The 21,846-nt window shown below is 65.1% G+C and carries 23 protein-coding genes; 13 read left to right on the top strand and 10 right to left on the bottom strand.

What is annotated here, in order from left to right; genetic code table 11:
* Positions 1 to 162: 162 nt before the first annotated feature.
* From I6F37_RS37895 to pncA, 5 genes are all read right to left on the bottom strand, one after another.
* On the bottom strand, positions 163 to 1,458 hold the full coding sequence (locus I6F37_RS37895; RefSeq protein ID WP_225154102.1) for a DUF1236 domain-containing protein: 1,296 nt from the start codon (positions 1,456 to 1,458) through the stop codon (positions 163 to 165).
* Positions 1,459 to 1,562: 104 nt separating this feature from the next.
* Positions 1,563 to 1,946, bottom strand: a complete 384-nt coding sequence (locus I6F37_RS37890; RefSeq protein ID WP_036012369.1) for a GrlR family regulatory protein — start codon at positions 1,944 to 1,946, stop codon at positions 1,563 to 1,565.
* Between the two features lie 30 nt (positions 1,947 to 1,976).
* Complete coding sequence (locus I6F37_RS37885; RefSeq protein WP_225143747.1) at positions 1,977 to 4,010, bottom strand: NAD(+) synthase; 2,034 nt, start codon at positions 4,008 to 4,010, stop codon at positions 1,977 to 1,979.
* A 142-nt stretch (positions 4,011 to 4,152) separates the two neighbouring features.
* Positions 4,153 to 5,268, bottom strand: coding sequence for an alpha/beta fold hydrolase (locus I6F37_RS37880; RefSeq protein ID WP_225154101.1), 1,116 nt, complete (start codon positions 5,266 to 5,268; stop codon positions 4,153 to 4,155).
* 16 nt (positions 5,269 to 5,284) lie between these two features.
* Positions 5,285 to 5,911: a bifunctional nicotinamidase/pyrazinamidase gene (gene pncA / locus I6F37_RS37875; RefSeq protein WP_036028076.1), complete on the bottom strand. Its 627-nt coding sequence runs from the start codon at positions 5,909 to 5,911 to the stop codon at positions 5,285 to 5,287.
* A gap of 266 nt (positions 5,912 to 6,177) precedes the next feature.
* Here pncA and glk point away from each other — a divergent pair, with 266 nt between their 5' ends.
* Both glk and I6F37_RS37865 read left to right on the top strand, forming a co-directional pair.
* Entirely contained in the window at positions 6,178 to 7,149 is a 972-nt protein-coding gene (glk, locus tag I6F37_RS37870; RefSeq protein ID WP_036012393.1) for a glucokinase, read from the top strand.
* Between the two features lie 136 nt (positions 7,150 to 7,285).
* Positions 7,286 to 7,498: a hypothetical protein gene (locus tag I6F37_RS37865; protein WP_036039656.1), complete on the top strand. Its 213-nt coding sequence runs from the start codon at positions 7,286 to 7,288 to the stop codon at positions 7,496 to 7,498.
* Positions 7,499 to 7,531: 33 nt separating this feature from the next.
* On the opposite strand, the gene I6F37_RS37860 is transcribed toward I6F37_RS37865, so the two are convergent.
* Positions 7,532 to 7,909 carry a response regulator gene (locus tag I6F37_RS37860; RefSeq protein ID WP_036012398.1) on the bottom strand — a complete coding sequence of 126 codons (378 nt, stop codon included), beginning with the start codon at positions 7,907 to 7,909 and terminating at the stop codon, positions 7,532 to 7,534.
* 112 nt (positions 7,910 to 8,021) lie between these two features.
* Positions 8,022 to 8,825 carry a Spy/CpxP family protein refolding chaperone gene (locus I6F37_RS37855; protein WP_109143715.1) on the bottom strand — a complete coding sequence of 268 codons (804 nt, stop codon included), beginning with the start codon at positions 8,823 to 8,825 and terminating at the stop codon, positions 8,022 to 8,024.
* Positions 8,826 to 9,301: 476 nt separating this feature from the next.
* Between I6F37_RS37855 and I6F37_RS37850 the strand changes: the two genes are divergently transcribed.
* The 6 genes from I6F37_RS37850 to I6F37_RS37825 all read left to right on the top strand — a co-directional run bounded on the left by I6F37_RS37850 (position 9,302) and on the right by I6F37_RS37825 (position 15,438).
* A complete protein-coding gene (locus tag I6F37_RS37850) occupies positions 9,302 to 10,642 on the top strand; it encodes an ABC transporter substrate-binding protein (RefSeq protein ID WP_036012401.1) in 1,341 nt (446 codons plus the stop codon).
* Positions 10,643 to 10,763: 121 nt separating this feature from the next.
* Positions 10,764 to 11,702 carry a carbohydrate ABC transporter permease gene (locus I6F37_RS37845; protein ID WP_057029220.1) on the top strand — a complete coding sequence of 313 codons (939 nt, stop codon included), beginning with the start codon at positions 10,764 to 10,766 and terminating at the stop codon, positions 11,700 to 11,702.
* Positions 11,702 to 12,613, top strand: coding sequence for a carbohydrate ABC transporter permease (locus I6F37_RS37840; RefSeq protein ID WP_036012407.1), 912 nt, complete (start codon positions 11,702 to 11,704; stop codon positions 12,611 to 12,613). The genes I6F37_RS37845 and I6F37_RS37840 overlap by 1 nt, the downstream gene beginning before the upstream one ends.
* Before the next feature lie 20 nt (positions 12,614 to 12,633).
* On the top strand, positions 12,634 to 13,734 hold the full coding sequence (locus tag I6F37_RS37835; protein WP_036028079.1) for an ABC transporter ATP-binding protein: 1,101 nt from the start codon (positions 12,634 to 12,636) through the stop codon (positions 13,732 to 13,734).
* A 37-nt stretch (positions 13,735 to 13,771) separates the two neighbouring features.
* Complete coding sequence (locus I6F37_RS37830; protein WP_225138492.1) at positions 13,772 to 14,761, top strand: hydroxyacid dehydrogenase; 990 nt, start codon at positions 13,772 to 13,774, stop codon at positions 14,759 to 14,761.
* Between the two features lie 167 nt (positions 14,762 to 14,928).
* Complete coding sequence (locus I6F37_RS37825; RefSeq protein ID WP_225154100.1) at positions 14,929 to 15,438, top strand: hypothetical protein; 510 nt, start codon at positions 14,929 to 14,931, stop codon at positions 15,436 to 15,438.
* A 4-nt stretch (positions 15,439 to 15,442) separates the two neighbouring features.
* Here I6F37_RS37825 and I6F37_RS37820 read toward each other — a convergent pair whose 3' ends face one another.
* Complete coding sequence (locus I6F37_RS37820; RefSeq protein ID WP_036012425.1) at positions 15,443 to 15,940, bottom strand: DUF1993 family protein; 498 nt, start codon at positions 15,938 to 15,940, stop codon at positions 15,443 to 15,445.
* A 304-nt stretch (positions 15,941 to 16,244) separates the two neighbouring features.
* Here I6F37_RS37820 and I6F37_RS37815 point away from each other — a divergent pair, with 304 nt between their 5' ends.
* The gene (locus I6F37_RS37815) at positions 16,245 to 17,114 is read left to right on the top strand and encodes a DUF2147 domain-containing protein (RefSeq protein ID WP_225154099.1); all 870 of its coding nucleotides are present in this window, start codon (positions 16,245 to 16,247) and stop codon (positions 17,112 to 17,114) included.
* Between the two features lie 178 nt (positions 17,115 to 17,292).
* Entirely contained in the window at positions 17,293 to 17,649 is a 357-nt protein-coding gene (locus I6F37_RS37810; RefSeq protein ID WP_225152657.1) for a hypothetical protein, read from the top strand.
* A gap of 142 nt (positions 17,650 to 17,791) precedes the next feature.
* On the opposite strand, the gene I6F37_RS37805 is transcribed toward I6F37_RS37810, so the two are convergent.
* Both I6F37_RS37805 and I6F37_RS37800 read right to left on the bottom strand, forming a co-directional pair.
* Complete coding sequence (locus I6F37_RS37805; protein WP_036012436.1) at positions 17,792 to 18,196, bottom strand: cupin domain-containing protein; 405 nt, start codon at positions 18,194 to 18,196, stop codon at positions 17,792 to 17,794.
* 23 nt (positions 18,197 to 18,219) lie between these two features.
* Positions 18,220 to 18,918: a ribonuclease activity regulator RraA gene (locus I6F37_RS37800; RefSeq protein ID WP_036012452.1), complete on the bottom strand. Its 699-nt coding sequence runs from the start codon at positions 18,916 to 18,918 to the stop codon at positions 18,220 to 18,222.
* Positions 18,919 to 19,175: 257 nt separating this feature from the next.
* Here I6F37_RS37800 and pxpB point away from each other — a divergent pair, with 257 nt between their 5' ends.
* From pxpB to I6F37_RS37785, 3 genes are read left to right on the top strand one after another with little or no spacing between them, the layout of a single operon-like run.
* Positions 19,176 to 19,907 (top strand): 5-oxoprolinase subunit PxpB, encoded by a 732-nt coding sequence (gene pxpB / locus I6F37_RS37795; protein WP_225154098.1) that lies wholly within the window; start codon positions 19,176 to 19,178, stop codon positions 19,905 to 19,907.
* Positions 19,904 to 20,941 (top strand): biotin-dependent carboxyltransferase family protein, encoded by a 1,038-nt coding sequence (locus tag I6F37_RS37790; protein WP_225154097.1) that lies wholly within the window; start codon positions 19,904 to 19,906, stop codon positions 20,939 to 20,941. Before pxpB ends, I6F37_RS37790 begins: the two co-directional genes overlap by 4 nt.
* A 32-nt stretch (positions 20,942 to 20,973) precedes the next feature.
* On the top strand, positions 20,974 to 21,744 hold the full coding sequence (locus I6F37_RS37785; RefSeq protein ID WP_036028093.1) for a LamB/YcsF family protein: 771 nt from the start codon (positions 20,974 to 20,976) through the stop codon (positions 21,742 to 21,744).
* Positions 21,745 to 21,846: the final 102 nt, after the last annotated feature.

Raw genomic sequence — 21,846 nt, 5'->3', positions numbered from 1 at the left:
GGACCACATGGGGCGGGGGATTGAAGGCTGGGGCAAGGTGACGAGGTCCGGACTCCTAGGCACTCCGGACCTCGAAACTTTTTAGATTGAACGCAGCAACGCGCCGTCCGGTGGGGCATCCGGGCGGCGCGTTGTCGTTTCAGAGCCTCTTTGTTTCGGCGCTTAGCGTGTCTGCGGCTCCAGCGTCACCGTGCAATCGCCCTGCCCTTGCGTCGCGACCACGATGTTGCCCGCGGGAGCGCCGAGAGCGATCGGCGTGGACGAGCCGCCGCCAGGCATCTGGACGATCACGCTCAGGGAATCGGTGCGCGCAGTCGAGCCCACGGTGGTCGGCTCGGCCTGAGCGACGTTGCCGGAGGCATCACGTCGCATGATCTGGCAGTTCACCATGTTGTTTCCGCCGGCCGCCGCCATGCTTGACGACGAGGAGGCGCTGCCACCCATTTGGGCCCGGGCCCGCGACGGATCGCGGGGTACCTGGCTGACGATGCGATGCGAGCGCGGCTCCACGATAATGACCTCGTCTTCCGTCGTGAAATATTCGTAGCCGCGATATGCAGGCTCGATCGAGACGATCTCGGGCGGCAGCCGATGCAGACGCACGCGCGAGGGAATCGTCTCGCCGACCCGGATCGAGATGTTCAGATTGCGCTCCGGCTGCGCCAGGCGTGCGCGGCTCACCGTTTCGGAGATCCGCACCTGCCTCTCGGTCGTCACCTGGGCCTGCTGGTTGACCTGCGTGTTGGTCTGCGTGGTCTGATTGGCCTGGTTGGTCTGCGTGCCCGTGGAGCCGGGCGCGGTCTGTGCGTTGTTGGTCGGAGCCGCGCGGCTGGTATCCGTCGCAGTGGCCGGCTGGTTGCTCTGTTGCGCCGGCGGCTGCTGCTCGGCGGCACTGCGCGGCGGCTGGGCCTGGTTGCGCTCGTTCTGGTTGGCCGTAGCTCCGGTGCGCTCGTTCTGCTGGCCAGCCGGGCCAGTCGTCGGGCCAGTCTTGGATCTCTCGGATTCGGCGGTTGATTTCTGCGGCGCAGCCTTGTCCTGCGCAGCCTTGTCCTGCTTGGTTTCCGCACCGCTCTTGCCCGCATCGCGTCCGGGCTTGGTGCTCTCGGCCTCCCGGTTGCGATCGCGCGAAGGCTCACGGGAGTCTTGTGCCTGGTCCCTCGCCTTCGGTTGATTGCGCTCCGAGGCCGTCGCGGGCTGGCGCTTGTCGTCACTGGCCTCGCTCTTGGCAGCGCCGCCTCGATCCTCGCGGCCTGCGCCCTGAAGCCGCTCTTGGGCGCCTTGCGCGCGCTCTTGAACGCGTTCTTGAGCCGCACCACCGCGCTGCGGAGAAGCGCCCTTGGCCGGCTCCTCGGTCCGTTTCGGCTCGTCCCTGCGCTCACCGGGCGCCTGGGCATAGGCAAGGCCGGATGCGAGCATGAGCCCGACGGCCGCAGTCGATAACATCAAATGTTGACGCATGGTCCCTCTCCTCGACAATTCGCAACAATAAACGCGAACGTTCTGTTCGTACGAAGGTTCCTGAGCAGGAACGCAGTCGTGGAGGTGAGCCAATCAAGTCGCCATTACATCGCATCCTTCAGCGTCAGCCGCGCCGTGAACGTCACGCTGGTCTTGCCGACCAGCGCCATGCCTTCGACTTCCGCACCGCCGGGGAAATAGTCGCCGGAAAAGCCGCAGGTGACCTCCCTGCCGCCGAATGCGAGCGTCCTGCCGACCGCCTCGGTGTGCTGATTGACGATCATGTCGCCCCGCCACTTGCCGTTCCGGAAGGTGTAGCTGCCGGTGTAGTAGAAGTAGCTGTCGCCGCCCATGATGCGGCCGTCGCTGAGCACGACCACGCCCCTGGCCTGCCCACGCTTGCCGTCCCGCATCTCGATGTCGAAGATGTAGAGGCCGTTGACGACCCTGGCCTCCTCACCCGCTTCCGCTTCATCGCCAGCTGACATCCGATCATCCCCACCGATCCGCTGCCCCGATCAGTTCGGCACGTTCCGCTCGAGATCCTCGAGCCATGCCGCTGCACTCGAATCCGAGGGCGCGCGCCAATCGCCACGCGGCGACAATGAACCGCCGGCCGAGACCTTCGGCCCGTTCGGCATGGCCGAGCGCTTGAACTGGCTAAAGGCGAAGAAGCGGCGCAGGAACACCTCGAGCCAGCGGCGGATATCCGGCAGGTCATAGGCCCGGCGCCGATCGCTCGGGAAGGCCGGTGGCCATTCGCCCTTGGCAACGTCCTTCCATGCCTGAAGCGCCATGAAGGCGATCTTGGACGGCCGCATGCCGAAGCGCAGCGTATAGAACAGGTTGAAGTCCTGCAGCTCGTAAGGTCCGACGGACGCTTCCGTGCTCTGCGGCTTCTGGCCGGCCTCGACGGGCACGAGTTCCGGCGAGATCTCGGCCACAAGGATCGAGCCAAGCGTCCGGTTGACGTCGTCGCTGAACTGCTTGGAGGAGATCACCCAGCGGATCAGATGCTGGATCAGCGTCTTCGGCACGCCGGCGTTGACGTTATAATGCGCCATCTGGTCGCCGACACCATAGGTGCACCAGCCGAGCGCGAGCTCGGAGAGATCGCCGGTTCCGATCACGATGCCGCCGTGATGGTTGGCGAGCCGAAACAAATAATCCGTGCGCAGGCCGGCCTGCACGTTCTCGAAGGTGACGTCGTAGACCTTCTCGCCCTTGCCGAAGGGATGGCCGATATCCTTCAGCATCTGCGTCGCCGTGGTGCGGATGTCGAGCTCCTGCCAGCTCGTCTGCAACGCCTTCATCAGCGCGAGCGCGTTGGTCTTGCTCTCGCTGCCGGTGGCAAAGCCCGGCATGGTGTAGGCCAGGATGTTCTCGCGCGGCAGGCCGAGCAGGTCGACCGCCTTGGCGGCGACGATCAGGGCGTGGGTGGAATCGAGGCCGCCCGACACGCCGATCACCACGCGCTTGGTACCGGTGGCGCGCATGCGCTGCACCAGCCCGGCGACCTGGATGTTGTAGGCCTCGTAGCAGTCCTGCTCGAGCAGGCTCTCATCGCTCGGCACGAATGGAAAGCGCTCGACCTTGCGCAGGAAGCCGATATCGGCGGCCGGCGGCTTCAGGGCAAATGTCACCTTGCGGAAAAACGCCTCGCGCTGCCGCCGGTTGTCGTCGAACGTTCCCATCAGCGCGCGCTCCTGCCGGAGCAGGTCGAGGTCGACGTCAGCCAGCGTGATCTGGCCGCCCTGGCGGAACCGCTCACCCTCGGCCAGCAGCACGCCGTTCTCGTAGATCGAGGTCTGACCGTCCCAAGCGAGATCGGTGGTGGATTCTCCGGCCCCGGCCGCGGAATAAACGTAAGCCGCGAGGCAGCGCGCCGAGGTCGATTGGCACAGCAACGCGCGCGAGCGCGCCCGGCCGATCGTGATCGGGCTGCCCGAGAGGTTGATCAGCACGCTCGCGCCCGCAAGCGCGAGCTCCGAGGCCGGCGTCACCGGGATCCACATGTCCTCGCAGATCTCGACGCCAATGGTGAGGCCCGGAACGTCCTCGGCCGCGAACAGGAGATCAACGCCGAACGGCGCATGCAGGCCGCCAAAGGCGATGGTCTCACCGGCGATGCCGGCGCCGGAGGCGAAATGCCGTCCCTCGTAGAACTCGCGATAGGTCGGCAAGTAAGATTTCGGCACGACGCCGAGGACGTTGCCGCGATGAATGACGACGGCGCAGTTGTAGATGCGATTGCCAAAGCGCAGCGGCGCCCCGACGATCAGGACCGTCATTAGCCCCGCGGAGGCCGCAACGACGCTTGCGAGCCCGCGCTCGACCGCATCAAGCAGCGGATCCTGCTTCACCAGGTCCTCGATCGCATAACCGGACAGGCACAGCTCGGGAAACACCGCGACCGCGACCGACTGCTCATGGCAGGCATTGGCCGCCGCCAGCACGGCCTTCACGTTGGCGCTGGGATCGGCGACGTGGGAGGTGGTCACGCAGGCTGCCACGCGCGCAAATCCGTGGGCGTAAATCGAGTGGAAAGTCATCGAGCGCAGTACCCTCAAATCTCTCGCCGGCGGCCAAAGCCGTCAGCTCCGGTCATATTTAGCCCATCGATCTGGCCCCGTGCAGGCCATCCGCCGTCATGCATAACGGATTTGCGCCCCATCCGGTCCAGTGCCGGCGAGGTCAGGCGCTGCGGGCCAGCACGCCGGGCAGATCGCCGCGCAGCCACCCGGCGATCCGGGGCCAGGCATGCGCATGGGTGCGCGCGCCCATGAACAGGCCGAGGTGGTTGCTGGGCTCGGATGCCGCTGCAACGAAGGCAGGTGGCGTACCGACGAGCCCCGCGGTGGCCAGCGCTTGCGTCGCTGGCACTACATCGTCGTCGAGGCCGGCGAGCAGGAAGATCGGCGCCTTGACGTCCTTCAGATCGATCGGGCGCCCGAGCGCGACGAAACGGCCCTCGGCGATGCGGTTCTCCCGGAAGATCGCGTTAACGATCTCGAGATAATAAGTGCCCGGCAGGTTGAGCGTCTCGGTGTTCCAGCGGTCGAACCGCGCCAGCAGCTCGGAGCCCTGCTCGTCCGAGAGATCCCGCTGCAATGCCGTCCTGATATCGTCGTTGTCAGGGGTTTTGGACCAGAAGCGCAGCATCTCCTCGCCGCTGACATTGCCGCCGCCGCGCGCGACGAGCTGGTCATAGACCAGCTCGGGCGCGTTGCGGGCAAGCCGGGACAGCGAGGACTCGATCGACAGGTCCACGGGAGCACCGACCAGAACCAGCCGCCGCACCTTGGCTGGAAAGCGCGCGGCATAGAGCAGCGACAGCCACCCGCCCTGGCACAGCCCGACGAGATCGACCGGCGCGCCGATCTCGTCGATGGCGACGTTGAGATCGCCGAGATAGCTGTCGATCGAGAGATAGCGCATGTCCGGCGTCGCCGACCGCCAGTCGGTGAGATAGATCCGGTCGATGCCGCCGTTCTGCAGCGACTGCACCACGCTGTGGCCCGGGGCGAAATCGGCGATCAGGGCCCGGTGCAGCGCATAGGGCGCGCAGACCAGCGCCGGCTGGCCGGACCGGGTCTGCGAGCAATCGCGCAAGTCCATCGTTGCGAGCTCCAGCGCAACGCGGCTCGGCGTCGTCCATGGCAGGCTGCTGTCACCCTGTTGCTCGGGTGCCCGCTCCAGCCACCAGAAGCAGGCATCCATGGCGAGCTGCGCTGCCGCAAACGGCCAGAGCCGTGGATCATCATGAGCCTGGGCTGACCTGCGTGGCGGTTTGGCGGTCTTGTCCACCATGGCTACCTCGACATCCTCACAGAAACGCCTCGAGGCTCACGACGGCAATGCCGAGGTCCCGAAAACTCCGATGGGTCGCCGCGACCGAGCCGTCGAGATCGATGCCGCGACAGGCATCCTCGATGACGGCCACCTCCAACCCTGCCTTCCGCGCATCTTCCGCCGAGAAGCGGACGCAGAAGTCCAGCGCCAGACCTGCGACAAAGACGGTCTTCAGCTCGCGTTCGCGCAAATAACCAAGCAATCCGGTCGGTGTCCGATGGTCGTTCTCGAACAACGCCGAATAGGAATCGATGCCGCGGCGAAAGCCCTTGCGCACCACGAGGCTTGCCCGTGTCACGTGGAGATCGCGATGAAATTCCGCGCCGGCCGTGCCTTGCACGCAATGCGTCGGCCACAGCACCTGCCGGCCATAGTCGAGCTCGATGGTCTCGAACGGCTGCTTGCCGGCATGGTTCGGCGCGAACGAGACGTGGTCGCTCGGATGCCAGTCCTGGGTCAGCACCAGATTGGCGAATTTTTGGGCGATCCTGTTGATGGCGGGCACGACCTTCTCGCCACCGGGAACGGCGAGCGCCCCGCCGGTGCAGAAGTCGTTCTGCACGTCGATCACCAGCAACACGTCGCGGTCGGAAATCTTCATCGCCGTCCCATTTCGATCTGCCGGGCGCGACGGCGCCGGGCGACCACCTCAGTGTCGGCCTTCCCGCGCGGCTTCGCAACCACTGGCAAGCGCGGCAGCTGCGCGAATTGGTCACCCTGGCCGCCACGATGCAACGGTTTGACCTCGTCCGTGTTGACTAGGCGCACCCAAGGGCAGATTCTCGCACCGCCCGCGCCAGGCGGATCGGGTCGAAGCAGCGGAGGACAGGGCTGCCAGGGCCTGAAGGTCGTGGCGGCGATGAGGCCATGAATATCGGCAAGACCGGAAAAATTCTTCTCGCCGATATCGGCGGCACCAATGCGCGCTTCGCGCTGAGCCCGAGCGGTCAGACCGGACCGATCGACTATGTCAAGGTCGCCGACTTCCCGACCGTGCGCGAAGCCATCGCGGACGTTTTGGCGCGCCGGTCCAACGGCGAGCAGCCCCATCGCGCGGTGCTGGCCGTGGCGGGTCCCGTCACCAACAATCGCTGCGTCATGACCAACAGTCCCTGGGTCATCGACGGCAACGAGCTGCAGTCCGCGCTCGGCTTCGACAGCGTCCATGTGCTGAACGATTTCGAGGTGGTGGCCTGGTCCCTGCCTGCCTTGGAGCCTTCAGACCTGGTCCCACTCGGCGGCGGCGACGGCCTGGCCGGCGAGCCGTTGCTGGTCGTGGGGCCTGGAACCGGATTTGGTGTGTCCTGCCTGGTCGACCGCCATGGTTCGCGCCTGGCCGTCGTTACCGAGGCTGGACATGCGACCCTGCCGGCGGAGAACGAGCGCGAGGAGCGCGTGATCGCCTGCTTGCGGCAGCGCCTCGGCCATGTCTCGATCGAGCGCGGTGCCCTCTCGGGCTCGGGGCTGCAAAACCTGTATGAAGCGTTGGCTGAGATCGACGGCGTCCAGGTGCCGCATCGCGATGCCGCCGGGATCACCAAGGCGGCCCTGGAGAACAGCTGTCCGGTCAGCCGCGCGACGCTCGAAATGTTTTGCGCCATCCTCGGCTCGGTCGCCGGCAATCTCGCGGTGACCTTCGGCGCCCGCGGCGGCGTCTATGTCGCCGGCGGAATCGTGCCGCGCTTCCGCGAGTTCCTCGCCGCCTCCGCTTTCCGGGCGCGCTTCGAAGCCAAGGGACGGTTCCAGGATTATCTGCGCAACATCCCGACCAGGCTCGTGATCAAGCCCGATGCGAGCTTCCTCGGCCTGACGATGTTTGCCGAGCACAATTCTGGCTGAGGGCGCCCCCGCGGCGAGTTCCCGTCATGCACAGCTGATTGCGGCACATCTGCGGTTCCACGCAGGTTCGTGCTTGCCTACCTGTTCCCGATGAGAAACAATCTGTCCGTGTGTGGCGTAGTTGCGGGGGCGTGACATGCGTAAGCAGGATTCGGGTTTCGACTATCACCGCTATCACCGCCTGTTGCGCGAAGCGGACAGCGAAGACAAGCGGCTGGCGCTCATCGAGCTCCTGATCGAGGAAAAGGCCCGCGACCAGCTGGCCGCCCAGCGCGCTTCGGATCGCGCGGCCATGACGGCTCATACCATTGCAAGGGTGCTGAGGAACGGCCGCAACCCTGCCGGTTGAGTCCTTCCCGCCAGGCGGCAAAAGCGCGATCGGTCAGCTCGGGATAGTGGCTGACGGCTCGGGAAACATCGAATCGATCATCGCCTTGAGCTGATCCATCGCGATCGGCTTGCGCAGGATCGGCCTGCGCCGGAGCAAGGACGGCAGCAGTTCCGGACCGTAGCCTGTGGCGAACAGAAACGGTTTTCCGCGACGTTCGATCAAATCGGCGACGGGGTCGACATAGACGCCCATCAGATTGATGTCGAGGATGGCCAGATCGTACTGCGCGGTCATGGCAAAGGCGCTGGCGTCGCGCACATTGTCTGCCTCCGCAACGACGTGGTGGCCGAGTTCCTCCACCATGTCGGCGATCATCATCCGGATCAACGCCTCGTCTTCGACCAGGAAAACGGAGAGTCCGTCCGCCATATCAACCCCGCAATCAGCCGTGCGAAGCTAAGCATAACCGAATTGCGCTGTAGATACACGAATTCGTGGCGGGCGCCGTTAATTCACACGCGCCCGAACCGATTCAACTTGATCAATCCAGTCCGCGCTCGTGGCTGAGCCGCACCATCGCCTGGATGAACACCTGCTTCTGCTTGTCGTCGAGGCTCGAAAACAGCGGCTCGGCGGCATCGGCGACGTTGCGCTGATCGCCGGCGCGATCGATCAGGAACTGGGCCTCGTTGCGCATCTGCTCGATGATGTCGTCGGGCGGATCGCGCTTGGCGCGCGCAATCCTCAGGTTGAGCCGCTCTGCGCCATTATGCCCGAGGTAGTGCATCGCGCTCGAGAATCCGTACCAGTGCTTCTCCTGATCCGGCGTGAGATTCAGCTCGCTCTTGATCCGTTCGATGTAGGAATCGCTGTTCGCGACGATCTGCTCGGCAGTCAGCTGCGGCGCACCGGGCTGGGTCAGAACCGTGACTTCCTTGTTGTCTTTACCCTTGTTGTCCTGCGGCGCGTTCTTCGCCTCCTTGGTCGCCTTGGCGCTCTTGCCCTTGGCGCTTTTGCCATCCTTGTCTTTGGCCCCGCCCTGCTGCTTGGAATCCTTAGCCGCGTCCTTGCCGGCCTCCTTGGGCGGCGGCGCCTGATTGCCGGTGTTGGTGTTGCCGACACCGAGCACGCCGGTGAAAACGCCAACCACGCCACCGATGGCGCCACCGAGCACACCACCGACCGGACCTGCCGCCTTGTTGCCGGCTGCGGCGCCTTCCTGAACGCCCTTGACCAGACCTTGAGCATTCGCCACCGCGCCGGCCCCGAGCAACAGCGCGAGCATAGACCCCAGCGCCAGGCATCGCCGCAGATGAAGCCGCGCTGGTGCCGCCGGTTTGATCATTCTCGTCTCCATCATCGATCTGGCCTGTCAGCGAGGATCAGCCGCCAGGCGCAACTCTATCTTTTCCGCCACTTCGAGGTCCAGACGCGGCCGATTGCTGTCCACGCCCGAAAGGTCTTTCACGCGAAGCGGTTATCGAGCCTCTTGCGAAACTGAGGCGCAATTGCGCACGGCAGCGTTCGAGGCCGTTTGGCGCGAAGTGTGCGTCGCAAAAAAACACCGTGCGCTGCGCCTGCGGCCCTATCGCCTTGCCAGACGTTGCGACCTTTCCGGGCACAACATGAGTTTTGGACGCGGAGCCGTTCGGCTTTCTCGACAGACGCGATCAATCATGATCTGATCGCGCTACCAATTTGCTGTGACCGGCGTGAATTGCCCACGCCGGCCGACGGCACCAACAAGAAAATCGACAACAAGAACTCAAGAAAGAAGTCTCAGAGGAAACTCCAACAACAACACCCAAGCGAGGAAACGAGATGTCACGCAAGACACTGACGCGACGTCAATTTGTGGCTGCCACTGCAATGTCCTCCGCGGCGCTGATCTCGGCGCCCTATGTCCGGGGCGCTTACGCCGCCGGCAAGCTCTCGATCGGCTTCTGGGACCATTGGGTGCCGGGCGCCAACAAGGCCTCGACCGAGCTCGTCAACGAATGGGCGGCGAAGGAGAAGGTCGAGATTTCCATCGACTACATCACAAGCCAGGGCAAGAAGATCGAGCTCACCATCGCGGCCGAGGCGGCGGCGAAGTCAGGTCACGATGTCCTGGCGATGCCGACATGGTGGCCGCACGCCCATGCCGAACTGCTCGAGCCGGTCAATGACATCATGGAGCCGATCATCAAGCAGAACGGCGACGTGAACGGCACCGTCAAATATCTGGGACGGGCCGGCAATAAATGGCTTGCGGTGCCCGCAACAATCGGAAGCCAGATCAAGGGGCCCTGCTCCCGCATCGATCTCCTGAAGAAGTTCGCCAATATCGATATCCAGGAAATATATCCGGCGGGCAGCCAGCCCAAGGCCGACAACTGGAACATGGAGACATTCCTGAAGGCGGCCGAGGCCTGCCAAAAAGGCGGCGTGCCCTTCGGCATCGGCCTGGGCGAGACCACCGACAGCACCGACACTGCCGGCGCCATCTTCCAGTCGTTCGGCGCTGAGCTGGTCAATGCCAAGGGCGATCTCACGGTGAAGACGGACGCGGTTCGCCAGGCGCTCGAATTCTACAAGAAGCTTATCGCGGTCCTGCCGCCCGACGTCGCCGCCTGGGATGACGCCTCCAACAATAAGTGGCTGATCTCCGGCAAAGGCGCGCTGATCATGAATCCTCCGAGCGCGTGGGCGGTCGCCAAGCGCGACGCGCCGCAGGTCGCCGAGCAGTGCTGGACCCACGGCATGCCGTCCGGTCCGAAAGGCCGTTATGCGCCCTACCTGCCTTATTTCTGGGGGACCTGGAGCTTCTCCAAGAACAAGGAAGCGGCGAAGAGCCTGCTCACGCATCTGTCGCAGCCGTCATCGATCGAGAAGTTCGTGGCCGCGAGCGGCGGTTACGACCTGCCGGCCTACGCGAACATGACGACGCTGAAGACCTGGCAGGAGGAAGGGCCGCCGAAGGGCACCCTTTATCACTACCCCAATCCCCACAATCACCAGACGCTGTCGATTGCGGCCTCTCCTGCTCCTCCCAAGATCGCCCAGCAGATCTATGCGCAGGCCACGCTGACCAAGATGTGCCTCCGCTACGCGCAAGGCGAGAAGATGGAGGCGACGCTCGCTTGGGCGGAAGGTGAGTGCGAAGGCTTCATGCGAAGCTGAGACAGAGACCGGCGGCTCACGCTGGACGTGAGCCGCCCGGTCTGGCTGCCGCCACAAGCTTCAATTTCTGAAGCCGGTTCCGCCGGCTTCCGTGCGAACGATCCTGCGAGGAAGATGCATCATGGCTGATGCCGTAGTTCGGCAACCCGGCGTCGCCCGGCCTGCGAGCGCCCACAAACGTGCAAGCCTGCACAACGCCCTCAGGCGGAAATCGACCGTGGCGTTCCTGATGACGCTGCCGCTGATCCTGCTGATCACGCTGCTCGTGGTCTATCCGGCCTTCTATTCGCTGCATCTGGCAACGCTGAACAAGTCGATGCAGAAGTTTGTAGGCTTCGGCAATTTCGAGTTCCTGTTCAGGCGCGACACATTCTGGCTGGTGGTCAAGCAATCCTGCATCTTCGCCATCACGGCCGTGGTCTTCAAGGCCCTCATCGGATTCGTCGTCGCGCATTTCGTTCACAACATTCCGGCCAAGGGCCAGCGCAAATGGCGCGGCATGCTGCTCGTGCCCTGGGTGATCCCGCCCGCGATGAGCACGCTTGCCTGGCTCTGGCTGTTCGACCCGTCCTACAGCGCCTTCAATTACACACTTGCATTCTTCGGTATCGGGCCCATTCCGTGGACCGGCGACGCCGCCTGGGCGCGTTTCGCCGTGATCCTGGTCAACGTCTGGTATGGCGCGCCCTTCTTCATGATCATGTATCTGGCCGCCCTAAAATCGGTGCCCGATCAGCTCTACGAGGCCGCCGCCATCGACGGCGCCAATTGGTGGCAGCGCATCTGGTATGTGACGCTGCCGATGATGCGCAACATCATCGCGATCACCACGCTGTTCTCCCTCATTGTCACCTTCGCCAATTTCGACATCGTGCGCATCCTGACCGCGGGAGGCCCGCTGGATCACACCCATATCTTCGCGACATGGGCGTTCCGGGTCGGCATCGAGGGCAGCGACATTCCGCTCGGCGCCAGCGTCTCGCTGTTCATGGTGCCGATCCTGGCGGTCGCCGCAATCTTCATCCTTCGCGACGTCAACAAACGCGGGAACGAAGCCTGATGAGCACCATGACAATCGACAAGGCCGGACCGCGCCGCAACGTCAAATACGGCAGCATGAGCCGCGACCGCGCCTGGGCGCTGCGCTGGTCCTACTTCTTCCTGGTGCTGTTTGCGATCTTCTCGCTGACGCCGCCACTCTACATGCTGATCACCTCGCTGAAGAGCAGCGCCGAGATTTCGGCGGCGACCAACCCTTGGTGGGTGTTCCATCCGACGCTGGACAACTATGCCGAGCTGCTGACGTCCAACCAGTTCCTGCGCTTCTTCTGGAATTCGGCGTGGGTCTCGATCATCGTGGTGACTCTCACCATGCTGATCAGCGTGCCGGCCGCGTTCGCGCTGGCACGCATGAAGTTCTGGGGCTCGGCGACACTCGCCACTGGCGTGTTCCTCACCTACCTCGTCCCCGACAGCCTGCTGTTCATTCCGCTATTCAAGATGTTCGCGCTGATCGGCGACTGGACGGGAGTCCAGCTGATCAACAGATGGTACGTGCTGCTCTTCATCTATCCGACGCTGACGGTCCCGTTCTGCACCTGGATCATGATCGGCTACTTCGCCTCGATCCCGAAGGAGCTCGACGAGGCCGCCATCATCGATGGAGCGTCCTGGTTTCAGACACTGACGCGGATCTTCATTCCGGTCGCGCTGCCCGGGCTGATTGCCGCGACCATCTTCGCCTTCACCGTATCCTGGGCGCAATTCCTCTATCCGCTCGTGTTCACGACCTCAACGGACCAGCTCGTTCTGCCGGTCGGCATCATCACCACGCTGATCAAGGGCGACGTCTTCAATTGGGGACAGATCATGACCGGCGCGCTGCTCGGAGCCGCGCCGCCGCTCATCATCTACGCCTTCCTGATGGACTACTACATTGCCGGCCTTACCGCCGGTGCGACAAAGGGTTGAAAGCGAGGGGTTGAACTGAAATGGCCGACGTTTCCTTGCGGAAGGTAGTCAAGCGTTACGACGATGTCGAAGCCGTGCGCGGCATCGACCTCGACATCGCCGACCATGAGTTCATTGTGCTGGTCGGCCCCTCCGGCTGCGGCAAGTCGACCACGCTGCGCATGATCGCAGGCCTCGAGGACATCAGCGACGGCGACATCATGATCGGCGGCGACATCGTCAACGACGTGCCGCCGAAGGACCGCGACATCGCCATGGTGTTCCAGAACTACGCGCTCTACCCGCACATGACGGTCGCGGAGAACATGTCGTTCGGGCTGCGGCTGAAGCACTATCCCAAGGCCGAGATCAAGGCGCGGGTGACCGAAGCCGCCCGCCTCCTCGACATCACCGATCTGATCGACCGCAAGCCGAAGCAGCTCTCCGGCGGCCAGCGCCAGCGCGTCGCCATGGGCCGGGCCATCGTGCGCAATCCCAAGGTCTTCCTGTTCGACGAGCCGCTGTCCAATCTCGACGCGAAGCTCCGCGTGCAGATGCGGATCGAGATCAAGAAGGTGCACCAGAAGGTGCGCACCACGACGGTCTACGTCACCCACGACCAGGTCGAGGCGATGACGCTGGCCGACCGTGTCGTTGTCATGAACAAGGGCAAGATCGAGCAGATCGGCACGCCGAACGAGCTCTACCACAAGCCGGCGACGCGCTTCGTTGCCGGCTTCATCGGCTCGCCCGCGATGAACTTCATCCCGTGCCGGCTCGAGGACGTCGGCGGCACGCTTCAGATCCGCCTCACCGATCGTCTTGCCTTTCCGCTGCCGCCGGCCCGCGCCGCGCGCTACAACGCGCTGCCACGCACCGACAAGCTGCTGCTCGGCCTCCGTCCCGAGCATCTCACCGAGTGGCATGCGCATCTGGCGCCCGGCGTCGAGACTTTCGACACCGTGCTCGACGTCACCGAACCGATGGGGATGGAGACGCTGGTCTATTTCGGGCTCGAGGGCACGCCGGTCTGCGGCCGCGTCGATCCCAATGCCGGCGCCAAGGACGGGGCACCCATGCGCCTGGCGATGGACCTCAACAACATGCACCTGCTAAATGAGGAGACCGGCGTCGTGTTGTGACGCCGCGATCCAAGAAAAGCGAGCAGGTAGGGGAGCGATGGCGACCAACAAGAAGAAGATTTTCGTTACGCAGACTTTGTCGCAAGGGGCTCGCGCCCTCCTCACCCAGCGGGACGATATCGAGCTCGTCGAGTTTCCGAACCTGATCTCGGCGAAGGATTTCGAGGCCTTGTTGAAGAGCCATGCCCCCGTCCACGGCGTGGCCCTCGGCGCCACCGCTTTCGGCGAGACCGAGCTCGAGGCCGCGCGCGACATGAAGGTGGTAACCCGCATCGGCGTCGGCTACGACGCCGTCGACGTGCCCGCCCTCTCCCGCCGCAAGGTGCCGCTGATGGTTGCCGGCAGCGCCAATTCGCCCTCGGTTGCGGAGGCGGCGCTGTTCATGATGCTGACGCTGGCCAAGCGCGCGCAGGAGCTGCATTCATGCGTCAAGGAGGGCACCTGGGCCGACCGGCTCGGCATGCTGCCGTTCGACCTCTACGGCAAGACCGTGCTGATCATCGGCTTCGGCCGCATCGGCAGCCGCACAGCGAAGCGCTGCCTGGCGTTCGAGATGAAGGTGCAGGTCTACGATCCCTACAAGGACGCCGCCGACATCAGGGCGGCCGGATGCGAGCCGGTCACCGACCTCGATGCCGCGCTGCCTCACGCCGACTTCGTCACCATCCACTGCCCGAAGACGCCGGAGACCGTCGGCCTATTCGATGCCGACAGGATCGGCCGCATGAAGGATAGATCCTACCTCATCAATACCGCGCGCGGCGGCATCGTGAAGGAAGCGGCGCTCTACGACGCACTGACGTCCGGAAAGCTCGCCGGCGCCGGCATCGACGTGTTCGAGGTGGAGCCGCCGCCGGTCAGCAACGCGCTGTTCGCGCTGCCCAACGTCATCATGGCCCCGCATGTCGCCGGCGTCACGGTCGAGGCGGTGAGCCGCATGAGCGAGCAGACCGCGCGCAATATTTTGAGCGTGCTGGACGGCGATCCCATCAGGCAAAACGTCATCAACCAGGACGTGCTGGGCTGAGATTATGAAGGTCGGCGGCGCGCTCGCCCGCCTTCGGAAGGCCAGAAAGCGTCCCATTTTGGTGCAGATCGGGCCCCAACTCAGCCTTAATCAAACGCGCGTAATGGGCTTGAAACGCGGCGGCGGTGGGACAGACTGGCCGGCGCGACGAGCTGGAGGATGGCCCCTTGTCAGAGATCGACCCGACCGACCACGCGCTGGCGACCATCGCCAGCATCCTGGAGCACCCCGAGCCCGTTCTCGTCATTCGCCAGACCGAGACCGAAATCGTGGTCGCCGGAGAGCGTGAGCACATCGCGTCGGACGAACCGCCGATCGTGGACGAGCATCCCGTGATCGACGAGCATCCCGTGATCGACGAGCATCCCGTGGTCGAGGAGCAGCCGCTGGCGCCGGAGCACACCGATGCCGACGGCTACAGCAAGGTCGGTCCGGGACCCATGGTCGCGATCCGTCTGAAATGGACGGTCCACCGCGGCGATGACGGCCAGTACTACGTCCACGAGACCATCGGCGAGCAATCCGCGCCCGTGGTCAGCGGTCCCATGACGAGCGAGGCCGCGGTGCGCTTCGTCGACACCCAACAAGATGAGGCGAACAGGCGCTTCGAGCTGCTGCGTAGCGAAATCGCCGGCCGCAGCTCGCTCGCCGACTACGAGCGCAAGGGCGAAGCGTAAGACCTCACTTCCTGCCGAGATAATCCTTCTTCACCAGCTCGACGCCGGCGTGGCGGAGCAGGTCGTAGGCGGTGGTGACATGAAAGAAGAATTGCGGGACGCTGAACGTCAGCAGCAGCGTCCGGCCGGTGAAGGGCAGCTCGGTGCCGTTCTTCAATTTGAAGAAGACACTCCGTTCCGCCGCCGCATCGATCTCCGCGCGCGGCAGGCTCTCGATGAACTCGATGGACGTTGCGATGCGCGCCTGCAGCCCGGCCATGTCATGCTCCAGCGCCGGCAGCGTCACCGGCTCGCACTGCGCCAGCAGGGCCGGCGCGACCGTGGCATGGCGGCAGGCCTCGCCGACCTGCTGGGCGAGGTCATACATGTTCGGCGCAAGGCGCATGCCGAGCAGAATCGCCGGATCAAACTTCCGGGCCTCGGCATACGCGACGCCCTTGTCGAGCAGCGCCGACAGGTTACGCAAATAGGGCACGAACAGGCCGACCGAGGCCTCGTAGATCGAGATCGTCACTTCAAGGATTCCCTTCGATTTCTGCCTTCCGAAAAGTTGTCCGCTTTTCGGTCGACCAGTGGCTGCACATTGCCATGGAAGACGGCGCCTGCAAGAAGATCTACCCGGCCTGGTTCGATAAGGCCGTGTCCTTCCGTCGCTTTGCCTCGCCAAACTTTGGACCGGCTCCGGGCCTATTGAACCCGGAACCGCCGGGAGACGACTCACACCAACGACAGTGATCTAGATCACTTTTTGCAAGCGAGCCGGCGCGTAAGCGTCGGTGCGGGGACCACCTGTTCAGGAGACGGAAATGAGGAAGCTGTTGGCCACGGCCGCATTCCTTTTGGCGAGCACTGCCGCGCAGGCGCAGTACACGTTTGAATATGGCGGGCGCACCATCCGCATCGATCCGGACCGCGGCACGGTGCAGATCCCCGGCGTCTACGACAACACAGGCCAGAATAAGCCCAAGAAGGCCAAGAAGAACGAGACGGCGCCGCAGCAGGCTACGGTCGACCCGCAAGCGCCGGCTGCTCCGGCCCCAGCCCCCGCTCCTGCTGCGCCGCCCGCAGCCGTGCAGGCGCCCGCGGCCGTACAGGCGCCCGCGGCCGCCGTCGCCCCGCCTCCTGCGCCGCCGGCTCCGCCGACGGCCGCGACCGCGGCCAATACACCGGCCCAAACGGCGGTTGCGCCGCCACCTGCACCACCTCCGGCTCCTGCGCCGGTCGAGCAGCAAGCCGCGCCGGCCGTGGCCCCGCCGCCCGCCCCGGCCGTGGCTGCGGCTCCGCCGGCCCCGCCTCCGCCACCTGCGCCTGCTCCCGCGCGCGTTCAGGCGGCCGCAGCGCCGCCTGCACCTGCAACTGCGCCGACGCGCGACCTCAATTCGCCGGTCGGCGTCTGGCTCACCGAGGAGAAGGAAGGCAAGGTCCGCATCGAGCAATGCGGCACCAACCTCTGCGGCTATTCGGTCGACAGCAAGTCGAACCAGAACGGCGAGCAGGTGCTGATCAACATGAAGGCGGGCAAGGACCAGAAATGGTCGGGCCGCATCCTCGATCCCAACTCGGGCTCGACCTACGATTCGACCATCGCCATGAAGGGCACCGACCGGCTGCGGGTGCAGGGCTGCGCCTTCGGCGGCATGTTCTGCGGCGGCCAGACCTGGACGCGGGTGAACTGAGATCCACCTGATCGTTCTTATTCAGACAAGGGGCCCGCGATGCGGGTCCTTTGCTCTTGCGCCCTGGCGTGCCGGCGTGCGCAGGCTCACACAGCCTTCTGCGCACGTGACAGCCCTCACATCGCCGGTTCCGCACGCGTGTCACGGTCCCCCGCATGGTCAACCACAGGGGCGTGTCATGAACGTGTTTCGCAAGGCTCTATTCGCCACCGCCGTCGTCATCGCTGTCCCGCTCGCGCAGGCCGACGCTGCGACAAGCACGTTCGATGGCGCGTGGAACGTCCGCATTGCTTCATCAAGCCAGGCCTGCGGCAACGGCGCGACTGTCTCTATCGGCATCAATAATGGTCAGATCGCCTCGAGCAGCGCCGCGGTGACGGCGTCGGGGCGCGTCGCCGATGCCGGCAACATCAAGGTCACCCTGAGCACCGGCATCAAGCGTGCCGTTGGCTTCGGCCGGCTCAGCGGCGCGTCCGGCTCCGGCACTTGGCGCGGCGCCATGTGCACGGGCACGTGGACCGCGGAGCGGATATGAGATTCGGTGTCCCGGAAAAGCGGCGACGCGCCAGCGTTGCCGCGCAGAGCCGGGACCAATGCGCTCAGTGGCGCGAAGGCTCTGGGCCCCGGGATCGGCGACGCATCGCCTTGGACGATGCGTCTTGTCCGGGACACGAGAGTCAGCCCACCGCCGCGCCATACTCCGCGTCGGTGACCGGCTCCAGCCAGGTCGAGTAGACGCCGTCGAGCGCTTCCTGCATGGCGATGTGGCACATGCCGTTGGTCGGCGATGCGCCGTGCCAGTGCACTTCACCCGGCGGAATCCAGACGGTGTCGCCGGGACGGATTTCCTGAACCGGGCCGCCCTTGGTCTGAACGCGGCCGACGCCCGAGATCACGTAGAGCGTCTGCCCGAGCGGATGGTGGTGCCAGTTGGTGCGCGCGCCCGGCTCGAATGCGACGCGCGAGACGTTCAGCCGTGCAGGCGCCGGCGCCATGTTGATGGGGTCCTGCCACACGGTGCCGGTGAAGTGTTCCTTCGGCGCGCGGCGGGTCGGCCGCGTGCCGGCGAGCGTGATGTCCATGAGGGTCCTCGTTCCTTTGTCCGTTACTTCTTGCTGGCGGCGTAGCGCGCCTTGGTTTCGGCGTTCATGGGATAGAGGCCCGGCAGCACCGCGCCGTTGTTCACCTCGTTGACGATCCAGGCTTCCATCCGCTCCTGCTCGACGCCCTCATTGAGGACATGATCGAGCATCGCCTGCGGGATCAGCACGCAGCCGTCCTGGTCGGCGACCACGATGTCGTTCGGGAAGACGGCAACGCCGCCGCAGCCGATCGGTTCGCCCCAGCCGACGAAAGTGAGGCCTGCAACCGACGGCGGCGCGGCATAGCCGTCGCACCAAACCGGCAAATTGGTGCCAAGCACGCCCTCGACGTCACGCACCACGCCGTCGGTGACAAGCGCGGTGACGCCGCGCTTGACCATGCGCGCGCAAAGGATGTCGCCGAAGATGCCGGCATCGGTGATGCCCATGGCATCGACCACGGCGATGCAGCCCTCCGGCATCGCCTCGATCGCGGTGCGGGTCGAGATCGGCGACGACCAGGATTCCGGCGTCGCCAGATCCTCGCGCGCCGGCACGAAGCGCAGCGTGAAGGCCGGTCCCACCAGCCGCGGCAGGCCCGGCCGCAACGGACGCGCGCCGCGCATCCACACATTGCGCAGCCCCTTCTTCAGCAGGACCGTGGTGATGGTGGCGGTGGTGATGCCGGCGAGGGTCTTGCGGGCTTCGGGGGACAGCGACATGGACGAGAACGAGCTCCAAGGTGCGGGACAGAACGCGCGCATCTTGCGAGCCGCGAGCTTTGCGTCAAGGGCCAAGAGGCTAGCAATTACGCAGGGCCGCAGCGCCGTTATGCGATGCGATAACAAGGCTTTATCGCTTCCCCTTGCATTAATTTATTGGACTTGCGGGCACATTTACGCGAAGCAGGGACAAGCGGAACTCAAGGTCGAGCCCGCATTCCCGAGAAGCCCGATTACGACAGCGCTCTGACAGCTCAATGGCCGCGACGCTTCCCCCGCCCCGCCTTCTGCCCAGCGGCGACAGTGCCGTCACGGTCGAGTTCAGCCGCACCATCGACGACGATGCCAACCAGCGCGTGCTGGCGCTCGACAAGGCGCTCGCTGCGACACCCATCGACGGCATCACCGAGACGGTGCCGACCTATCGCTCGCTGCTGGTCCATTACGATCCCGGCGAGATCGGCTTTGAGGCGCTCGGCGAAAAGATCCTCCCGATCGCCACCCGGCCGCTGCCGCCGGTCACCAAAGCGCGCCGCTGGCGCGTTCCCGTCGCCTATGGTGGCGAGCACGGCATCGACCTCGAGGACGTCGCCAAGACGTTGGGCACCACGCCGGATGACATCGTCGTCAGGCATTCGCGCGGCGACTATAAAGTCGCCATGATCGGCTTCACGCCCGGCTGGTCCTATCTCAGCGGTCTCGACAAATTCCTGCACATGTCGCGGCGGCAATCGCCACGGCTGCTGACGCCATCAGGCACGATCTCGATCGGCGGCGTCCAGGCCGGCATCCAGTGCCTGGCCGCCCCGAGCGGCTGGCATCTGCTCGGCCGCACCCCGGTGCGAACCTATCAGCTCCACCGCAATCCGACCTTCCTCACCGAGCCCGGTGACCGCGTCACGTTCTACCCGATCGACCACAAGACATTCGAGGACATGGACCGCGCTGCGGAAGCCGGCGAGATCGTCGCCGAGCAGGTGGACGCATGAGCCGGCTCGTCGTTGCCAGCATCGGCCCTGCCAGCTCGGTCCAGGACGGCGGCCGCCACGGCGCGCAGCGCTACGGCTTGACCGTGAGCGGAGCGATGGACCGGCTGTCGCTTGCGGCGGCGAACACGCTGGTCGGCAACGAGCCGTTCGCGGCCGCCATCGAGATCGGCCCGTTCGGTGCCTCCTTCACCGCCCGCGACGGCGCCGTGCGCGTGGCGATATCGGGCGCGCCGCGCAATGCGGACATCGCCGGCAGCCCGGTCGCGATGGACACCTCGGTGACGCTCAAGGATGGCGAGACGCTGACGCTCGGCTTTGCCCGCGGCGGCGCCTTCACCTATCTCGCGATCGAAGGCGCCATCAAGGGCGAGAAGGTCTTCGGCAGCCTCGCGGTGAACGCCCGCGCCGGCCTCGGCAGCCCCTATCCGCGCCCGCTCCAGGCCCGCGACGAGTTCACGGTCGATGCCGCCAGCGGCGCACCGGAGCTGCGCATCGAGCTGCCGAAGCCGGCGAGCGGCCCGATCCGCGTGCTGCTGGGTCCTCAGGACGACGAGTTCGACGACGCCAACAAGGCGCTGTTCTTGGACAGCGAATGGAAGATCTCGGCGACCTCCGACCGCATGGGCTACCGCCTCGAGGGCCCCGCGATCAAGCATCTGCACGGCCACAACATCGTCTCCGACGGCACGGTCAACGGCAGCATCCAGGTGCCCGGCAACGGCGCGCCGATCGCGCTGATGATGGATCGCGGCACCTCCGGCGGCTATCCGAAGATCGCAACCGTGATCACGGCCGATATCGGCCGCCTCGCCCAAACCTCGGCAGGAACCGCGTTCCGCTTCAAGGCGGTCAGCATGGCCGAAGCGCAGGACGAGGCGCGCAAGTTCGCGCAAGCGATCCGCAGCCTGCCCGATCGTCTGCGCTCCTCCGATATCGTCGCCCTCAACATCGAGGCGCTCAGCGATGCTAACGTAGCGGGCTATGCGGTCAGCGCGGTCGATTCCGGGACGTGGCAGGTCACGGCGGAGCCGTAAGCGACAACAAGACCAGAGGCGGAGAGCAACCCATGAAGACAGTCGATCTGAATTGCGACCTCGGCGAAGGTTTTGGCGCGTGGGAGATGGGCAACGACGCCGCGATGATCGAGCTGGCAAGCTCGGTCAACGTCGCCTGCGGCTTCCATGCCGGCGACCCCGACATCATGCGCCGGACGGTGGAGCTTGCGAAGGCGCGCGGCGTCTCGGTCGGCGCGCATCCCGGCTATCGCGACCTGCACGGCTTCGGCCGGCATCCGATCGCAGGGCTCAAGGCCTCCGAGATCGAGAACCTCGTCGCCTATCAGATCGGCGCGTTGCAGGCGATCGCGACCGCGGCCGGCTACAAAGTCACCCATGTGAAGGCGCACGGCGCGCTCTCCAACGTCGCCTGCGAGGACGACATGACGGCGAAGGCGATCGCCGCCGGCATCAAGGCGGTGGATCCCAGCCTGATCTTCGTCGTGCTCGCCAATTCGAAGCTGGTGAAGGCCGGCGAAGACGCCAACCTGCCGATGGTGCACGAGGTGTTCGCCGACCGCGCCTATGAGGATGACGGCAACCTCGTCTCACGCAAGAAGCCCGGCGCGGTGCTGCACGATGCCAAGGCGATCGCCGACCGCGTCGTGCGCATGGTGCAGGACGGCGCGGTGGTGTCGGTCACAGGCAAGGTCATCAAGATGCGCACGGATACAGTGTGCATCCATGGCGACACGCCCGGCGCGGTCGAGATCGCGCGCGGCGTGCGGCAGGCGTTGAAAGCTGCGGGGATCGATGTGGCGCCGTTCAAGCGCGGAGCGTAACAAACGCTCGGTAACGTAGGGTGGATTAGCGAAGCGTAATCCACCTCTTCTGCTGCAGCCATACAAGTGGTGGGTTACGCCTTCGGCTAACCCACCCTACGC

This window comes from Bradyrhizobium sp. NBAIM08 (assembly GCF_020193935.1).
GTDB lineage: Bacteria > Pseudomonadota > Alphaproteobacteria > Rhizobiales > Xanthobacteraceae > Bradyrhizobium > Bradyrhizobium yuanmingense.
The sequence above is the reverse complement of the archived record's forward strand: the minus strand, read 5'-3'. Positions and strand labels throughout refer to the sequence as shown.

Coding starts and splice junctions, on each gene's coding strand:
- I6F37_RS37895 (WP_225154102.1), bottom strand. CDS start 1,458: ATGCGTCAACATTTGATGTTATCGACTGCGGCCGTCGGGCTCATGCTC.
- I6F37_RS37890 (WP_036012369.1), bottom strand. CDS start 1,946: ATGTCAGCTGGCGATGAAGCGGAAGCGGGTGAGGAGGCCAGGGTCGTC.
- I6F37_RS37885 (WP_225143747.1), bottom strand. CDS start 4,010: ATGACTTTCCACTCGATTTACGCCCACGGATTTGCGCGCGTGGCAGCC.
- I6F37_RS37880 (WP_225154101.1), bottom strand. CDS start 5,268: ATGGTGGACAAGACCGCCAAACCGCCACGCAGGTCAGCCCAGGCTCAT.
- pncA (WP_036028076.1), bottom strand. CDS start 5,911: ATGAAGATTTCCGACCGCGACGTGTTGCTGGTGATCGACGTGCAGAAC.
- glk (WP_036012393.1), top strand. CDS start 6,178: ATGAATATCGGCAAGACCGGAAAAATTCTTCTCGCCGATATCGGCGGC.
- I6F37_RS37865 (WP_036039656.1), top strand. CDS start 7,286: ATGCGTAAGCAGGATTCGGGTTTCGACTATCACCGCTATCACCGCCTG.
- I6F37_RS37860 (WP_036012398.1), bottom strand. CDS start 7,909: ATGGCGGACGGACTCTCCGTTTTCCTGGTCGAAGACGAGGCGTTGATC.
- I6F37_RS37855 (WP_109143715.1), bottom strand. CDS start 8,825: ATGATCAAACCGGCGGCACCAGCGCGGCTTCATCTGCGGCGATGCCTG.
- I6F37_RS37850 (WP_036012401.1), top strand. CDS start 9,302: ATGTCACGCAAGACACTGACGCGACGTCAATTTGTGGCTGCCACTGCA.
- I6F37_RS37845 (WP_057029220.1), top strand. CDS start 10,764: ATGGCTGATGCCGTAGTTCGGCAACCCGGCGTCGCCCGGCCTGCGAGC.
- I6F37_RS37840 (WP_036012407.1), top strand. CDS start 11,702: ATGAGCACCATGACAATCGACAAGGCCGGACCGCGCCGCAACGTCAAA.
- I6F37_RS37835 (WP_036028079.1), top strand. CDS start 12,634: ATGGCCGACGTTTCCTTGCGGAAGGTAGTCAAGCGTTACGACGATGTC.
- I6F37_RS37830 (WP_225138492.1), top strand. CDS start 13,772: ATGGCGACCAACAAGAAGAAGATTTTCGTTACGCAGACTTTGTCGCAA.
- I6F37_RS37815 (WP_225154099.1), top strand. CDS start 16,245: ATGAGGAAGCTGTTGGCCACGGCCGCATTCCTTTTGGCGAGCACTGCC.
- I6F37_RS37810 (WP_225152657.1), top strand. CDS start 17,293: ATGAACGTGTTTCGCAAGGCTCTATTCGCCACCGCCGTCGTCATCGCT.
- I6F37_RS37805 (WP_036012436.1), bottom strand. CDS start 18,196: ATGGACATCACGCTCGCCGGCACGCGGCCGACCCGCCGCGCGCCGAAG.
- I6F37_RS37800 (WP_036012452.1), bottom strand. CDS start 18,918: ATGTCGCTGTCCCCCGAAGCCCGCAAGACCCTCGCCGGCATCACCACC.
- pxpB (WP_225154098.1), top strand. CDS start 19,176: ATGGCCGCGACGCTTCCCCCGCCCCGCCTTCTGCCCAGCGGCGACAGT.
- I6F37_RS37790 (WP_225154097.1), top strand. CDS start 19,904: ATGAGCCGGCTCGTCGTTGCCAGCATCGGCCCTGCCAGCTCGGTCCAG.
- I6F37_RS37785 (WP_036028093.1), top strand. CDS start 20,974: ATGAAGACAGTCGATCTGAATTGCGACCTCGGCGAAGGTTTTGGCGCG.